Annotated in this window: 17 protein-coding genes; 3 read left to right on the top strand and 14 right to left on the bottom strand. The window is 39.7% G+C overall.

All coding sequences use genetic code 11. From position 1 onward, the window contains the following. Positions 1 to 5: 5 nt before the first annotated feature. Both HMPREF2542_RS01170 and serS read left to right on the top strand, forming a co-directional pair. On the top strand, positions 6 to 377 hold the full coding sequence (locus tag HMPREF2542_RS01170; RefSeq protein ID WP_003070388.1) for a DUF956 family protein: 372 nt from the start codon (positions 6 to 8) through the stop codon (positions 375 to 377). 211 nt (positions 378 to 588) lie between these two features. Further along, positions 589 to 1,866 carry a serine--tRNA ligase gene (serS, locus tag HMPREF2542_RS01165; RefSeq protein ID WP_070484134.1) on the top strand — a complete coding sequence of 426 codons (1,278 nt, stop codon included), beginning with the start codon at positions 589 to 591 and terminating at the stop codon, positions 1,864 to 1,866. 40 nt (positions 1,867 to 1,906) lie between these two features. Here the strand turns inward: serS and HMPREF2542_RS01160 are convergent, their stop codons facing one another. The 14 genes from HMPREF2542_RS01160 to HMPREF2542_RS01095 form a co-directional block, all read right to left on the bottom strand. Further along, positions 1,907 to 2,566 carry a VTT domain-containing protein gene (locus HMPREF2542_RS01160; RefSeq protein ID WP_070484131.1) on the bottom strand — a complete coding sequence of 220 codons (660 nt, stop codon included), beginning with the start codon at positions 2,564 to 2,566 and terminating at the stop codon, positions 1,907 to 1,909. Between the two features lie 106 nt (positions 2,567 to 2,672). Then, positions 2,673 to 3,443 (bottom strand): acetyl-CoA carboxylase carboxyl transferase subunit alpha, encoded by a 771-nt coding sequence (locus HMPREF2542_RS01155; protein WP_039676493.1) that lies wholly within the window; start codon positions 3,441 to 3,443, stop codon positions 2,673 to 2,675. After that, a complete protein-coding gene (gene accD, locus HMPREF2542_RS01150) occupies positions 3,440 to 4,303 on the bottom strand; it encodes an acetyl-CoA carboxylase, carboxyltransferase subunit beta (protein WP_070484128.1) in 864 nt (287 codons plus the stop codon). The genes HMPREF2542_RS01155 and accD overlap by 4 nt, the downstream gene beginning before the upstream one ends. A gap of 17 nt (positions 4,304 to 4,320) precedes the next feature. Further along, positions 4,321 to 5,688, bottom strand: coding sequence for an acetyl-CoA carboxylase biotin carboxylase subunit (gene accC, locus HMPREF2542_RS01145; RefSeq protein WP_070484125.1), 1,368 nt, complete (start codon positions 5,686 to 5,688; stop codon positions 4,321 to 4,323). Positions 5,689 to 5,702: 14 nt separating this feature from the next. Then, positions 5,703 to 6,125: a 3-hydroxyacyl-ACP dehydratase FabZ gene (fabZ, locus tag HMPREF2542_RS01140; protein ID WP_003070400.1), complete on the bottom strand. Its 423-nt coding sequence runs from the start codon at positions 6,123 to 6,125 to the stop codon at positions 5,703 to 5,705. Continuing rightward, a complete protein-coding gene (gene accB, locus HMPREF2542_RS01135; RefSeq protein ID WP_058670155.1) occupies positions 6,122 to 6,616 on the bottom strand; it encodes an acetyl-CoA carboxylase biotin carboxyl carrier protein in 495 nt (164 codons plus the stop codon). The genes fabZ and accB overlap by 4 nt, the downstream gene beginning before the upstream one ends. Then, on the bottom strand, positions 6,617 to 7,849 hold the full coding sequence (fabF, locus tag HMPREF2542_RS01130) for a beta-ketoacyl-ACP synthase II (RefSeq protein ID WP_037597844.1): 1,233 nt from the start codon (positions 7,847 to 7,849) through the stop codon (positions 6,617 to 6,619). Positions 7,850 to 7,929: 80 nt separating this feature from the next. Continuing rightward, entirely contained in the window at positions 7,930 to 8,661 is a 732-nt protein-coding gene (gene fabG, locus HMPREF2542_RS01125; protein ID WP_058670154.1) for a 3-oxoacyl-[acyl-carrier-protein] reductase, read from the bottom strand. Then, a complete protein-coding gene (fabD, locus tag HMPREF2542_RS01120) occupies positions 8,651 to 9,589 on the bottom strand; it encodes an ACP S-malonyltransferase (RefSeq protein WP_058670153.1) in 939 nt (312 codons plus the stop codon). Before fabD ends, fabG begins: the two co-directional genes overlap by 11 nt. Beyond that, positions 9,582 to 10,556, bottom strand: a complete 975-nt coding sequence (fabK, locus tag HMPREF2542_RS01115) for an enoyl-[acyl-carrier-protein] reductase FabK (RefSeq protein WP_039676482.1) — start codon at positions 10,554 to 10,556, stop codon at positions 9,582 to 9,584. The genes fabD and fabK overlap by 8 nt, the downstream gene beginning before the upstream one ends. Before the next feature lie 263 nt (positions 10,557 to 10,819). After that, complete coding sequence (locus HMPREF2542_RS01110) at positions 10,820 to 11,044, bottom strand: acyl carrier protein (RefSeq protein ID WP_003026017.1); 225 nt, start codon at positions 11,042 to 11,044, stop codon at positions 10,820 to 10,822. Between the two features lie 53 nt (positions 11,045 to 11,097). Continuing rightward, positions 11,098 to 12,072 carry a beta-ketoacyl-ACP synthase III gene (locus HMPREF2542_RS01105; RefSeq protein ID WP_006267378.1) on the bottom strand — a complete coding sequence of 325 codons (975 nt, stop codon included), beginning with the start codon at positions 12,070 to 12,072 and terminating at the stop codon, positions 11,098 to 11,100. Beyond that, the gene (locus tag HMPREF2542_RS01100) at positions 12,072 to 12,506 is read right to left on the bottom strand and encodes a fatty acid biosynthesis transcriptional regulator FabT (protein WP_003070414.1); all 435 of its coding nucleotides are present in this window, start codon (positions 12,504 to 12,506) and stop codon (positions 12,072 to 12,074) included. The genes HMPREF2542_RS01105 and HMPREF2542_RS01100 overlap by 1 nt, the downstream gene beginning before the upstream one ends. 91 nt (positions 12,507 to 12,597) lie before the next feature. Continuing rightward, entirely contained in the window at positions 12,598 to 13,389 is a 792-nt protein-coding gene (locus tag HMPREF2542_RS01095) for an enoyl-CoA hydratase (RefSeq protein WP_058670152.1), read from the bottom strand. 166 nt (positions 13,390 to 13,555) lie between these two features. On the opposite strand from HMPREF2542_RS01095, the gene HMPREF2542_RS01090 reads away from it, so the two are divergent. Next, the gene (locus HMPREF2542_RS01090; RefSeq protein ID WP_058670151.1) at positions 13,556 to 14,905 is read left to right on the top strand and encodes an aspartate kinase; all 1,350 of its coding nucleotides are present in this window, start codon (positions 13,556 to 13,558) and stop codon (positions 14,903 to 14,905) included. Positions 14,906 to 14,937: the final 32 nt, after the last annotated feature.

The following is a 14,937-nucleotide window of genomic DNA, read 5'->3' as shown; positions in this document are numbered from 1 at the left end:
GAAAGATGGCACAATCACAAAATACAAAAATTGATTTTCAAACAACAGGAACTTCTTATCTGGGAATTGGAGGAAAAGTTGGTAAATTTTTAATTGGAGATAAAGCACTTGAATTTTATGCAGATGCCAATGTTGAAGATTACATCCAAATCCCTTGGGATACTATCAATCAAATTGGCGCTAATGTTTCGGGCAAACGAATTAGTCGTCATTTTGAAGTTTTTACCGACAAAGGTAAATTCCTCTTTGCCTCAAAAGATGCTGGGACTATTTTGAAACATGCCCGAAATCATATCGGTAATGACAAAGTCGTTAAACTACCAACACTGATTCAAACAATTGGTCAATTTTTTAAAAATCTATTTGCAAAAAAATAAGAATTTTTGTATAATCGTAAGAAACGGATAAGTAAATCTAGTATCTCTTTCAGAAAGTCTGCGGCAGCTGTGAGCAGATAGAGAGCTAGCTTGAAATTCTACCGTAATACTAATTTCATAAATAATCAAGTGCACTTATGTGAAGTTGGATGGAACCGTGGCCCTGCCACTCCAACAGTTTCACAGGTGCACTTTTATTCTAGGAGGTCTTATGTTAGATATTAAACGCATTCGCACAGATTTTGATACTATTGCACAAAAACTAGCAACTCGTGGCGTTGACGCTGCAACACTTGATGAAATGAAAGAGTTTGATAGCAAACGCCGTGAACTCTTGGTCAAGGTTGAAAATTTAAAAGCAGAGCGTAACACGGTTTCAGCAGAAATTGCCCAAGCGAAACGTAATAAAGACAATGCTGATGATAAAATTGCTGCCATGCAAAAATTATCTGCTGAAATTAAAGCATTAGACGCAGAGTTAGCAGAAATTGACGCTATATTAACCGAGTTTACAACGACTTTGCCAAATATTCCTCACGATAGTGTGCCGGTAGGTGCTGACGAAGACGATAATGTAGAAGTTCGCCGTTGGGGGACGCCACGTGTGTTTGACTTTGATGTAAAAGCTCACTGGGATCTTGGTGAAAATCTTGATATTCTCGACTGGGAACGCGGGGCAAAAGTAACCGGCGCTCGTTTCCTCTTTTACAAAGGACTTGGAGCTCGTCTAGAACGCGCTATTTATAATTTCATGTTAGACGAGCATCAAAAAGAGGGCTACACAGAGGTCATCCCCCCTTACATGGTTAATCACGATTCTATGTTTGGTACTGGTCAATATCCAAAATTCAAAGAAGATACTTTTGAAGTGAGCGACACTAATTATGTTCTCATTCCAACTGCTGAAGTTCCTTTGACAAATTACTACCGAGGGGAAATTTTAGACGGGAAAGACTTGCCAATCTACTTCACAGCCATGAGTCCGTCTTTCCGTTCTGAAGCTGGTTCTGCCGGTCGTGACACCCGTGGTTTGATTCGTTTGCATCAATTTCACAAAGTGGAAATGGTCAAATTTGCCAAACCAGAAGAATCTTATGAAGAGCTGGAAAAGATGACTGCAAACGCTGAAAACATCCTGCAAAAGCTAAATCTGCCTTACCGCGTCGTCGCACTTTCTACAGGGGATATGGGCTTCTCTGCTGCTAAGACCTACGACTTGGAAGTCTGGATTCCAGCTCAAAACACCTATCGTGAAATTTCTAGCTGTTCCAATACCGAAGATTTCCAAGCTCGTCGCGCTCAAATTCGTTACCGTGACGAAGCAGACGGCAAAGTTAAACTTCTACATACTTTGAATGGTTCTGGTCTTGCAGTTGGTCGTACCGTTGCAGCTATTCTTGAAAATTATCAAAATGAAGATGGTTCTGTTACGATTCCAGAAGTGCTACGGTCATACATGGGTGGTGTAGATGTCATCGCACCGAAGTAACATAAAAACTCTGAGATTTTCAAATCATCTCAGAGTTTTCTTATCTCTTCATTTGATTGTTTCGCTTTTTAATCATTGCACTGCGAATAATACTTATCACAGTTGGGAGTAAAGTGACAATGACAATTCCAAAAATAATAGCTGAAAAATGAGTTTTCACAAAGGGAATATTCCCAAAAAGATAACCCGCCCCTGTCGCAATCAAAGACCAAGATAAGGCAGCAATAAAAGTTCGTTTCAGAAAAGAATGAATAGGGAATTGACTAATGCCTGCTACAAAAGGCACAAAGGTACGAATAATGGGAATATAACGTCCTAAAATAATGGAAGAGGAGCCATGTTTTTCAAAATACACCTCTGCTTCTTTGATATTCTCTTCTTTTATCAACTTGCTGAAAAATTTATAATGTACAAAACGATAGCCCAAGGTTCTGCCAATAAAAAAATTACAGGTATCACCAACGAAAGCCCCAACGAAAAATAGGAGCATAAAAAGCAGAACATTAAAATGCATTTCTGGATTGGCTGATAAGGCACCGGCGGCAAAAAGTAAGCTGTCTCCCGGCAAAAACGGAAATACAACAGCAGCTGTTTCAATAAAAATCACCAAAAATAAAATCAGATAAGTCCAGCCACCTACTGCATTGGCAATATTGTAAATATGCTCGTCAATATGCAAGATAAAATCAATAATAAACATCTCTTCTCCTTTTGTCTATTACCTATTATATCAAAAAATAAAGCGAAAAAACTGATTTGCAAAAATAAAAAGAGCAGTGTAGAAAACTATCTTCTGCTCTATTTTATTAGTATTTTCTAAATCGTTGATAGCGATTTTCTAACAATTCTTCAACTGGTTGCTTAGATAAATGAGTAAGTTCTTCTACAATTTCCTGCTTCACAGCATTCAGTAAATCTTGATTTCTAAGCCCTGTCTCAGCAATGACTTTATCTACTACTTTCATCTCAAGAAGTTCATGAGAGGTGATTTTCATGAGTTCCGCTGCTTCCATAGCACGACTGCCATCTTTCCATAAAATGGAAGCAAAACCTTCTGGGCTGAGAACGGCATAAATCGAATTTTCGAGCATCCACACTCTATCTGCGACCGCTAAAGCGAGCGCACCACCAGATCCGCCCTCACCGATAATAATAGCGATAATTGGCACCTTTAAATCACTCATTTCGAGCAAATTACGCGCAATCGCTTCTCCTTGGCCGCGCTCTTCAGCCCCAACCCCTGGATAAGCACCAGCTGTATTAATAAAGGTCACAATAGGACGAGCAAATTTCTCTGCCTGCTTCATCAAACGAAGTGCCTTCCGATACCCTTCTGGATGAGGCTGACCAAAATTACGGCGCAAATTATCCTGAAGGTTCCGTCCCTTTTGAATCCCTACAATAGTGATTGGCTGGCTATTCAGAGTTCCAATACCACCAATTACCGCTCCGTCATCTCGGAAAGAGCGATCTCCATGCAATTCAATAAAATCTTCACAAATTCCTTGTGCAAAATCCAAAGCTGTCAACCGCGCCTGATCTCGTGCTTCTTTAATAATTCGAGTAATCTTCGTCATTGTTTACCTCCATGGAAAGCAAGCAGTCTAGCAATGGTGGAACGCAATTCCAAGCGCTTGACAATGGCATCAACAAAACCATGCTCAAGCAGAAATTCTGCTTTTTGAAAATCGTCTGGCAATTTTTCGCGGACAGTGGTTTCAATCACTCGGCGACCTGCAAAGCCAACTAACGCTTGCGTTTCAGCCAAGATGATGTCTCCCTCCATGGCAAATGAAGCCGTCACTCCACCTGTTGTTGGATCAGTTAAAACTGTCAAATAAAACAAGCCAGCATTGGAATGTCGTCTCACTGCTGCGGACACTTTAGCCATTTGCATTAAACTCATAATCCCCTCTTGCATGCGCGCACCACCAGATGCGGTAAACAAAGTGACAGGTAGCCTATGTGCTGTGGCATATTCAAAAAGACGAGTAATTTTTTCACCAACAACCGTTCCCATAGATGCCATGATAAAATTGGAATCCATAATTCCCAAAGCCGTCTTTTGTCCATCAATTGTAGCAATTCCTGTGAGCACTGCTTCATCCAAGTCTGTTTTTTCGCGAATCTTTTTCAATTTCTCACAATAATTCGGAAAATTCAGAGGATCCTTCGTTTCAATCCCTGTAAACAATTCCTCGAAGCTATTGGCATCTACGGTCAGATTGAGACGTTCAAAAGCTGAAATACGAAACGTATAACCACACTGTGGACAAATACGTTCACTTCCTAAATCTTTTTGGTAAATGATATGTTTACAACCTGGGCACTTTGAAAATAATTCATCGGGAAACTCAGGCTTTGATTGAGGCGTTTCGCGATTAGAACGATTTGGATTGATGCGAATATATTTATCCTTTTTTGAAAACAAAGCCATGAATTCTACTTACTCCTTTATTTTTTATCTTGATAAGCTGGTAAAAATTTCTCCATAAGAAAAGCTGTATCATAATCTCCGGCAATAACATTTGGATTAGCAATCAAATCCATTTGAAAGCGAGTATTTGTCACCACACCATCAATTTCTAATTCATAGAGTGCGCGTTGCATCTTCATTAGTGCATCAAAACGATTTTCACCATGCACAATAATTTTGGCAATCATACTATCATAATAAGGTGGAATCGTATAACCTGGATAAACTGCTGAATCTACACGCAGCCCCACACCACCACTTGGCAAATAAAGATTGGAAATCTTTCCTGGACTTGGTGCAAAGTTGAAGGCAGGGTTTTCAGCATTGATTCGACATTCAATAGCGTGTCCCGTTATATGTATATCTTCTTGACCAAAAGCTAGCTCTTGCCCCGCAGCGATTTTTATCTGTTCCTTAACAATATCGATCCCTGTTACAAATTCTGTTATCGGATGTTCAACTTGAACTCGAGTATTCATTTCCATGAAATAAAATTCTCTTTTTCCTTCGTCAAACAAAAATTCAATCGTCCCTGCATTTTCATAGCCAACAGATTGAGCAGCTCGTACAGCAGCTTCACCAATTTGACAACGAAGGGTCTTACCAATTGCAACCGACGGACTTTCTTCCAACACTTTTTGATTATTTCTTTGAAGCGAACAGTCGCGTTCACCTAAGTGAACGACATGACCATGTTGGTCAGCCAAAATTTGAACTTCAATATGCCGAGCCGGATAAATGACCCGTTCCATGTACATAGCACCATTTCCGAAAGCTGCTTTGGCTTCACTAGAAGCCGATTCAAAGGCAGCTGCTAAATCTTCTGCCTTTTCAACTTTCCGAATACCTTTGCCACCACCGCCAGCAGAAGCTTTGAGCATGACTGGATAGCCAATTTTTTCTGCAATCGCAAGTGCTTCGTCTGACGTATGAACTTCACCATCAGAACCTGGGATTACAGGCACATTCGCCTTAATCATCTGAGAACGCGCATTGATTTTATCACCCATTAAATCCATTACCGCTCCCGACGGACCAATAAATTTAATGCCAACTTCCTCGCACATGGTCGCAAACTTAGAATTTTCACTCAAAAAGCCAAAACCCGGATGAATTGCTTCAGAGCCTGTTAAAACAGCTGCTGACAATACTGCATTCATATTGAGGTAAGATTCTGTAGACTTTGCTGGACCAATACAAACTGCTTCATCTGCCAGTAAGGTATGGAGAGCTTCTTTATCAGCTTTTGAATAAACTGCTACTGTCGTAATTCCTAATTCTCTGGCCGCTCGAATAATTCGTACCGCAATTTCCCCACGGTTGGCAATTAAAATCTTACGAAACATGGTGAAATCTCCTTTTATTGTCCGAGTGCAAAAGTTAAAGTACCACTTGCTGCTAACTTCCCGTCAACTTCTGCTTTAGCTTCCACAACAGCAATTGTTCCACGACGTTTGACAAATTTAGCAGTCATGATAAGCTGGTCACCTGGAACAACTTGTCTCTTGAACTTGACCTTATCCATACCAGCATAAAAGACTAGCTTACCTTTGTTTTCTTCTTTAGACAATTCCAGCACACCAGCAGTCTGAGCCAAAGCTTCCATAATGAGAACGCCAGGCATAACAGGATACTGAGGAAAATGTCCGTTAAAGAAAGGCTCATTAATTGTCACATTTTTAAGAGCGACAATTTCATCTTCACTGACTTCCAAAACGCGATCCACCAACAGCATCGGGTAGCGGTGAGGAAGCGCTTCTTTTATTGCATTGATATCAATCATTTAATGCGTACCAGCCCTTTCCCAAATTCAACCATTTCTTCATTTTGGACCAGAATTTCTGTAACCAGACCGTCTTTAGGTGATGGCACTTCGTTCATGACTTTCATGGCCTCAATAATCATCAAGGTCTGACCTTTTTTCACTTGATCACCAACTGATACAAACGGTGGCTTATCCGGACCAGCGGCTAAATAAGCCACCCCAACCAAAGGACTTTCAACCACATCGCCCTCAGCTGCCTCTGGCTTTGCTACAGATACTGTTTCTTCAGTTGTATCTGGAGCCAGCATTTCTGTTTGTGAAAGAGTATTTGCGATACCTACCGAAGGCTGGATTGGCGCTACTTGCGGAACTACTCTGGCAGATGGTGTCACAACTTGTCCTTCATTTTTACTGAAAGTTAATTCATCGCTTTGATTTTTATAAGAAAATTCGCGTAAACTTGATTGGTCAAATTGAGCCATCAAATCTTTGATTTCATTAATATTCATTTAAGCCTCCCAGCGCTTGAATGCAAGAACCGCATTATGCCCACCAAAACCAAAAGTGTTTGAGATAGCATAAGGAATATCATACTCTTTCCCTTGACCATAGATAACATTTGCCTCCATGTAGTCTGAGAGTTCTTGTGTTCCCGCAGTCATTGGTACAAAGCTATGACGCATCGCTTCAATAGTTGCAATAGCTTCAACAGCTCCAGCTGCTCCAAGTAAATGACCTGTAAAAGACTTTGTGGAAGAAACTGGTACTTCTTTTCCTAAAGCAGCGACAATTGCCTGGCTTTCACCTTTTTCATTAGCTTGTGTAGAAGTTCCATGAGCATTCACATAAGCAATGTCTGAAGGGTAAATTTCAGCTTCCTCAAGTGCCATTTTCATCGCCTTAATCGCACCAGCTCCTTCTGGATGTGGGGAGGTCATATGATAAGCATCACAAGTATTACCATAACCAACAATTTCTGCTAAAATCGTTGCTCCACGTTTTTCAGCGTGTTCCAAATTTTCTAGAACCAGCATCCCAGAACCTTCACCCATAACAAATCCATTCCGATCTTTGTCGAATGGAATAGAAGCACGAACTGGATCTTCAGTTGTAGATAAAGCCGTCAAAGCTTGGAAACCAGCGATAGCAAATGGTGTAATAGATGCTTCAGCCCCACCAACGAGCATAACATCTTGAAAACCAAATTTTATAGAGCGAAAAGCATCTCCGATAGCGTCATTTGATGAAGCACATGCTGTATTAATGGATTTACAAACTCCATTTGCGCCAAAGCGCATAGCGACATTCCCAGCTGCCATATTCGGCAAAGCTTTTGGTAGCGTCATTGGTTTGACACGTCTTGGACCTTTTTCGTGCAAGCGAAGAACCTGATCCTCAATTTCTTTAATGCCACCAATACCTGATGCGACAATAACACCAAAACGGTCATGATTGATGCTTTCAACATCTAACTTTGCGTTATTTACAGCTTCCTGTGCGGCATAAAGTGCATAAAGAGAATAGTTATCAAAACGATTGGTATCTTTTTTGATAAAATATTTATCAAAAGGAAAGTCTTGAACTTCTGCTGCATTGTGAACAGCAAAATCACTATTGTCAAACTTCGTGATTGGACCAATTCCAATCTTGCCGTTTACAAGACTATTCCAAAACTCCTCAGGTGTATTCCCGATAGGTGAAGTCAGTCCGTATCCTGTTACAACAACTCGATTTAGTTTCATATCGAACTCCTTTATTCTGATTTATAGCTAAGAAAAATATCTCTTCAAAACCTTCTATTTTTGTCCAACTTAATTTATCGTTACATGGCTAAGCCACCATCAATAGCAATAACTTGTCCTGTTAAATACTCTTGACGAGCTAGAAAGGTCGCTACTTCTGCCACTTCACTGGTATTACCAAAGCGCTTCATTGGAATCTGAGCCAGTGTAGCTTCTTTTACTTTATCAGACAAAACATCGGTCATATCTGACTCAATCATGCCTGGTGCAATAGCATTTACTCGTACATTACGAGCTGCTACCTCACGCGCTACAGATTTAGTGAAACCAATAAGCCCAGCTTTAGAAGCTGCATAATTTGCTTGACCGACATTCCCAATCAAGCCGACAACACTAGATACATTGATAATAGCACCCTGACGAGCTTTTGTCATTGGCTTCAAAACCGCTTGCGTCATATTAAAAGCACCAACAAGATTCACTTTCAAAACCTGCTCAAAATCTTCCTCAGTTAATTTCAACATAAGTTTATCTTTTGTGATACCAGCATTATTGACCAGAATATCCACGCTTCCAAGTTTTTCAATAGCTTTCTCTACCATTCGCTTAGCATCTGTACTATCTGATACATCACCAGATATCGGAATCACCTGAACTCCATAATCTGAAAATTCAGAAATGAGCTCCTCACCAATCTCACGGCGACCATTTAAAACAATGTTGGCACCTAAGCTTGCAAACTTATGAGCCATTGCAAGTCCAATGCCACGTGTTGAACCAGTTATAAAAATATTTTTTCCTTTAAGTTCCATACCTATTCCTTTTTTCTAGAAAAGCAGTCAAGCTCTTCGCGTCTTCTACTTGATAAACATTAGTTGTCTTATCAATTTTTTTCATAAAACCAGACAAAACTTTTCCAGGACCAATCTCGATAAACTTTGTTACACCAGCTTCTTGCATTCTGGCAATGCTGTCATAAAAACGAACCGGCTCCATTACCTGACGGGTTAATAGCTCTTTTATCCGTTCTTTTTCCATGACAGCAGCTTCTGTATTTCCTACCAAAGGGAGTTTAAAATCAGTAAATTCGACTGCTGCTAAAACTTTTGACAATTTATCACTAGCTGGCTTTAACAAACCTGTATGAAATGGGCCAGAAACTTTGAGTGGAATCAAACGTTTCACGCCAGCTTCTTTTAACAATTCCACAGCTTTGTCAACCGCTTTAACTTCACCGCCAATAACAATCTGGCTAGGTGTATTGTAGTTTGCTGGTGATACAATTCCCAGCTGACTAGCCTCTTGACAGGCCGTTTCAATCGTAGCCAAATCAGCATTTAAAACCGCAACCATTTTACCAGAGCCAGCAGGAGCTGCCTCCTCCATAAAAACACCACGCTTTGCCACCAAATCAACCGCCGTTGTAAACTCCAAAGCACCAGCGGCTACCATAGCAGAGTATTCTCCAAGAGAAAGACCTGCTACTATGGCAGCTTGTATTCCTTCCTCCTGCAATAACCGATAGATAGCAACCGAAGTCGTCAAAATCGCTGGCTGAGTATACCGTGTCTGATTGAGTTTTTCTTCCTCACGATCAATTAAATTTCTTATATCATAACCTAACACTTGGCTTGCTTCATCATAGGTTGCTCGCACTACATTGTACTGATCATAAAGGTCACGAGCCATTCCCAAATACTGAGCTCCCTGACCTGCAAATAGAAAGGCTGTTTTAGTCATTTCTAGTTACTCCTGCCCAACGGCTAGCCTCTTTTTGGATTACCTCTGCTGCACCGTAGTATATATCCTTCAAAATTTCTTCAACTGTCTCTTCTTTGCTGACAAGCCCCGCAATTTGTCCTGACATGACTGATCCATATTCCACATCCCCCCGAACAACTGCATTTGCCAAAGCTCCTGCACCCAAGTTTTCAAAAACAGTTAAATCTGGATTTTCTTGCTTAAACGCATCCTTTTCTGCTTGATCAAATTCTCTAGTCAGTTTATTTTTCAAAGCTCGTACTGCATGACCAAAATGTTGAGCAGAAATAGTCGTATCAATATCACGGGCTTTTAAAATCATATTTTTATAATTTTGATGTGCATTTGACTCTTTTGCGACAACAAAACGTGTCCCCACTTGTACAGCTTCTGCACCAAGCATAAAGCCTGCAGCTGCACCACGACCATCTGCAATTCCACCTGCTGCAATCACAGGGATATCAATCGCTTCAACAACCTGACGAACCAGTGTCATAGTCGTTAATTTTCCGATATGACCTCCTGCTTCCATCCCTTCAGCAATAACTGCATCTGCGCCAATTTTTTTCATTCGCTTAGCCAATGCTACACTTGGTACCACTGGAATGACTGTAATCCCAGCGTCATGAAATCGTTGCATATATTTACTTGGATTTCCTGCGCCAGTTGTCACAACCTTGACACCTTCTTCAATGACCAAATCAACAATATCTTCCACAAAAGGAGACAACAGCATAATATTCACGCCAAAAGGCTTGTCTGTTAATGATTTAATCTTATCAATATTAGCTTTAACAACTTCTTTTGGCGCATTACCACCACCAATAATTCCAAGACCTCCAGCTTTAGATACAGCCCCAGCTAAATCACCATCAGCAACCCAGGCCATCCCACCCTGAAAAATAGGATATTTAATATTTAACAATTCTGTGACACGTGTTTGCATAATACCTCCTTACATGTTGCTTAAGTAATGGCTCAATCCTTTCAATTCAAGCACTTGTATACTTTGAAAATCAAACTATTACCTAAACAAGAGGGAGCGGAACATATCATCCAACTATAGACTTCATTATCCCACTCCGACAAAATTAACTCTTTACTGTTCTTTTTTCTCAAGCAAATCGGTTATACAGTTAACTTCACTGCCTACCTCAATACTTTTTTCAAAAGAGGGCGAGAATCTTATCTCAGCCCCGTTTCAACTTTTTATTTTGTTTTTTCTTCAACATAGGCAACTAAGTCACCAACTGTGTTCAATCCTTCTTCGGTTTCAATTTGAATATCGAATGCATCCTCAATTTCTGAGATAACTTGGAACAAATCCAATGAATCTGCGTCAAGGTCATCAAAAGTTGACTCAAGAGTAACTTCTGAAGGTTCTTTGCCAAGTTCTTCCACAATAATTTCTTGTACTTTTTCAAATACTGCCATGATAGACTCCTTTAAAAATAAATATTTATATTCATGTGATTACCACATAATAACTAAATTGTAACAATAAGTGTGCCCCATGTCAAACCTCCACCAAATCCTGATAGCAAAACTGTTTGGCTGCCATCAAGATGAATGAACCCCTTTTCAACACACTCAGATAAAAGAATTGGAATACTCGCCGCACTCGTATTCCCATATTCCATCATATTCGCAGGAAGTTTTTCCCTTGCTACACCAATTTTTTTCGCCATTTTATCTAAAATGCGAATATTGGCCTGATGTAATAGTAAATAGTCAATATCCTCTACTTGAACATTACTGGATTCAATCGTGTCTTTAATAGAAGCTGCCACATCTCGAATAGCAAAATCAAAAATTTTACGACCATCCATCGTTAAATATAGTGCCGCTTCTTCCTTTTCGGAATAAGGTGAGGACAAACCATATTTACCACAAGTCAAGCTTTCCCCACGCGAACCATCCGTAAATTGACTTTCAGCGAGAAAATGCTGTTTCGAGGAACTTTCAAGAAGCACTCCTCCAGCACCATCACCGAAAAGAACCGCAGTTGATCGATCAGACCAGTCAAGGACTTTTGATAAAGTTTCACTTCCTATAACAAGACCTTTCTGATAACGACCTGAGGAAATTAACTTCTCAGCCATCGACAGGGCAAAAATAAAGCCGCTACAAGCTGCTGTCAAATCAAACGCAAAGGCATGATGGGCGCCAATATTTGCTTGAACTCGTGCAGCCGTTGAAGGCATCATAGAGTCTGGGGTAATAGTTGCTACAATGATAAAATCAAGCTCATTTGCATTGATGTTCGCCTTTTTCAACAATTGATTTGCCACTTTAGTAGCCAGATCACTCGTTGACTCCGTTCGTGACAGATGTCGACGCTTTATTCCTGTTCGACTGGATATCCATTCATCGCTCGTATCCATGATTTTTGCCAAATCATCATTTGTAACCACCTGACTCGGAGCATAATGAGCAACTTGACTAATTTTAGCATAATTCATTATTTCAAATCCTCTAGAAAATGATACAGATTAGTTAGCCCTTTCCCCATCACTTCCATCTCATTGCTGTCCATTCCGTCTATGATTCTCTCAACCATTCTCTTGTGGAATCGTCTATGCAAACGATAAATCAGTCGGCCATTTTTTGTCAAATTTAGATGAACCACACGGCGATCAACTTCCGAACGTGTTCGTTCAATATAACCTTTTCTTTCAAGGTTGTTTAAACTAGTTGTTACGGTTCCTAATGTCACCATCAATTCCTTCGCAACACTGCTAGGGGTTGCATTGGGATTCTTTCCAACCACATCAATCGTATGCATTTCTTTGATAGAGATATCCTTGAAGCGACTGCCTCTCAAACTAGATTCTTCAATAACCAATACATTATTGAAAATAGACGTTAAATAATCATTGACCAATTGGTAATCCAAAAATCTATCCTCCTCTAACAAAAAACTTTTATCATCAAAACATTTGACTAAAAAAGTATATCAGATATCAAAATAAATTGCAACTACTTTTTTACTTCCCAGAAAATTTAGGACGACGTTTTTCTGCATAGGCTCGAACTCCTTCTTTAAAATCCTCTGTAAAAGCGAGAGATTTCTGCAATTTTAATTCCAAATCAGCATATTTTTGCCAACCTGCAAACATACTCTCCCATATCAACTCCTTAATAGCTTGGTAGGAATTTATAGAATGTCGCTTTAATTTCTTAATCAACTGACTTGTCACGTTACCTAATTTTTCAACTTCACAAACCTTATACAACAGCCCATAATCCAAGGCCTTTTCAGCATTCAATGCCTCACCTGTCATCACTAATTGAGTTGCTCTCGTCACACCGATCGCTCTTGCAAGCAAATACAATCCTCCCGCATCAGGAGCAAGACCTACCCCCACAAAAGCTTGAATAAAACGAGAACGATCCGTTGCAATACAGAAATCCGCGGCGACTACCATATTAGCTGCTGCACCAGCGACTGGCCCATCTACACTCATAATGACCGGCTTAGATAATTGTTTCATTGAGTAAGAAATTTCATTGACCAATTCAGCAATTTTGACCAAAGACTGAATATCATCTGCCTCCACCGCACGCTGCATTTCTGCCAAATCCCCTCCAACAGAAAACACTTTTCCATTTGCATTAATTAGCAATATTTGAACTAATTCATCTCCAGAAGCCATTTTTATCGCTCTTAAAATTTCTTCACACATGGGAACATTAAACCCATTGGAAACCTCTGGGCGATTCAAAGTCAATGTTGCAACACCGTCATTAACGCTATATAAAATATTTTCAAATTGCATTTAATTGCCTCCGACAATTATTTTCTTTGTAAATTAAATTATTTGACTATCAAATAATGCGATTACATTCTAGCATAAAATAATTGCTTTTGCAAGGAGGGAAGGTGAATTTGAAAAAAGTTCAGAATTTTGCTATAATTTAAACAATTAGTCAATAGGAGAAGTTATGAAAGTTGTTAAATTTGGAGGAAGCTCACTTGCCTCTGCTACCCAATTAGCAAAAGTATTACAGATTATCAAAGAAGATTCTGAACGGCGTTTTGTGATTGTATCTGCTCCCGGAAAACGAAACGCGCAAGATACAAAGGTAACAGATGCCCTCATTAAATATTATCGAGACTATGTTGCTGGTAATGACGTAACAAAACATCAACAATGGATTATTCAGCGCTATCAAGACATGGCGATAGAACTGGAGCTCAAGCCAAATATTCTAGAAAGAATTTCAAAAAGTATCCAAAAGCTCGCAAGCCTTCCTATCGAAAATAATAAATTCCTATATGATACTTTTCTTGCTGCAGGTGAAAATAATAATGCGAAACTTATTGCAGCCTATTTTTCCCAAAATGGGATAAATGCACGTTATGTTCATCCCAGAGAAGCAGGACTTATTGTGTCCAGTGAACCAGGAAATGCGCGACTTCTCCCCTCCAGTTATGATAAAATCGAAGAATTAAATGAAGCTGATGAAGTATTGATTATACCAGGATTCTTTGGAGTAACAAAAGACGACCAGATTTGCACCTTTTCACGTGGTGGGTCTGATATTACTGGCTCCATTATTGCTGCAGGTGTAAAAGCTGATCTTTATGAAAATTTTACAGATGTTGATGGTATTTTCGCAGCTCATCCTGGCATTATTCACATGCCACATTCCATTCCAGAATTAACCTATCGTGAAATGCGTGAATTAGCTTATGCAGGTTTTACTGTATTACATGACGAAGCACTCATTCCAGCTTACCGTGGGAAAATTCCACTCGTTATTAAAAATACAAATAACCCTACTCATCCTGGTACAAAAATTGTTTTAAAGCACAGCAACAGGGACTTCCCTGTAGTAGGTATTGCTGCAGATGCCCATTTCACCAGTATTAACATGTCTAAATACCTCATGAACCGTGAAATCGGTTTTGGTAGAAAAGTTCTGCAAATATTGGAAGATCTAAATATCCGCTGGGAGCACATGCCTACCGGTATCGATGACTTATCTATTATTCTTCGGGATCGTGAATTAACCCCCATTAAAGAGGAAGAAATTCTTCGTCAATTAAGACAAAAGTTAGAAGTCGACCACGCAGAAATCGAACACGATCTCTCAATCATTATGATTGTCGGTGAAAAAATGAAAAGTCACATCGGTTTGACTGCTACCGCAACTAAAGCACTATCAGATAATCACATTAATATCCAAATGATTTCCCAAGGATCAAGTGAAGTTTCAATCATGATTGTCATCAATTCCGAACAAGAAAAAGCAGCTATAAAAGCACTATACAAAGCTTTTTTTGCATAAAAGGAGTCTGAGACAAAATAGTTCTCAGTCAC

It is taken from the genome of Streptococcus sp. HMSC034B05 (assembly GCF_001809055.1).
Classification (GTDB): Bacteria; Bacillota; Bacilli; order Lactobacillales; family Streptococcaceae; genus Streptococcus; species Streptococcus constellatus.
Note: the sequence above shows the minus strand (reverse complement) of the source record. Positions and strands in the feature narration are given on the sequence as shown.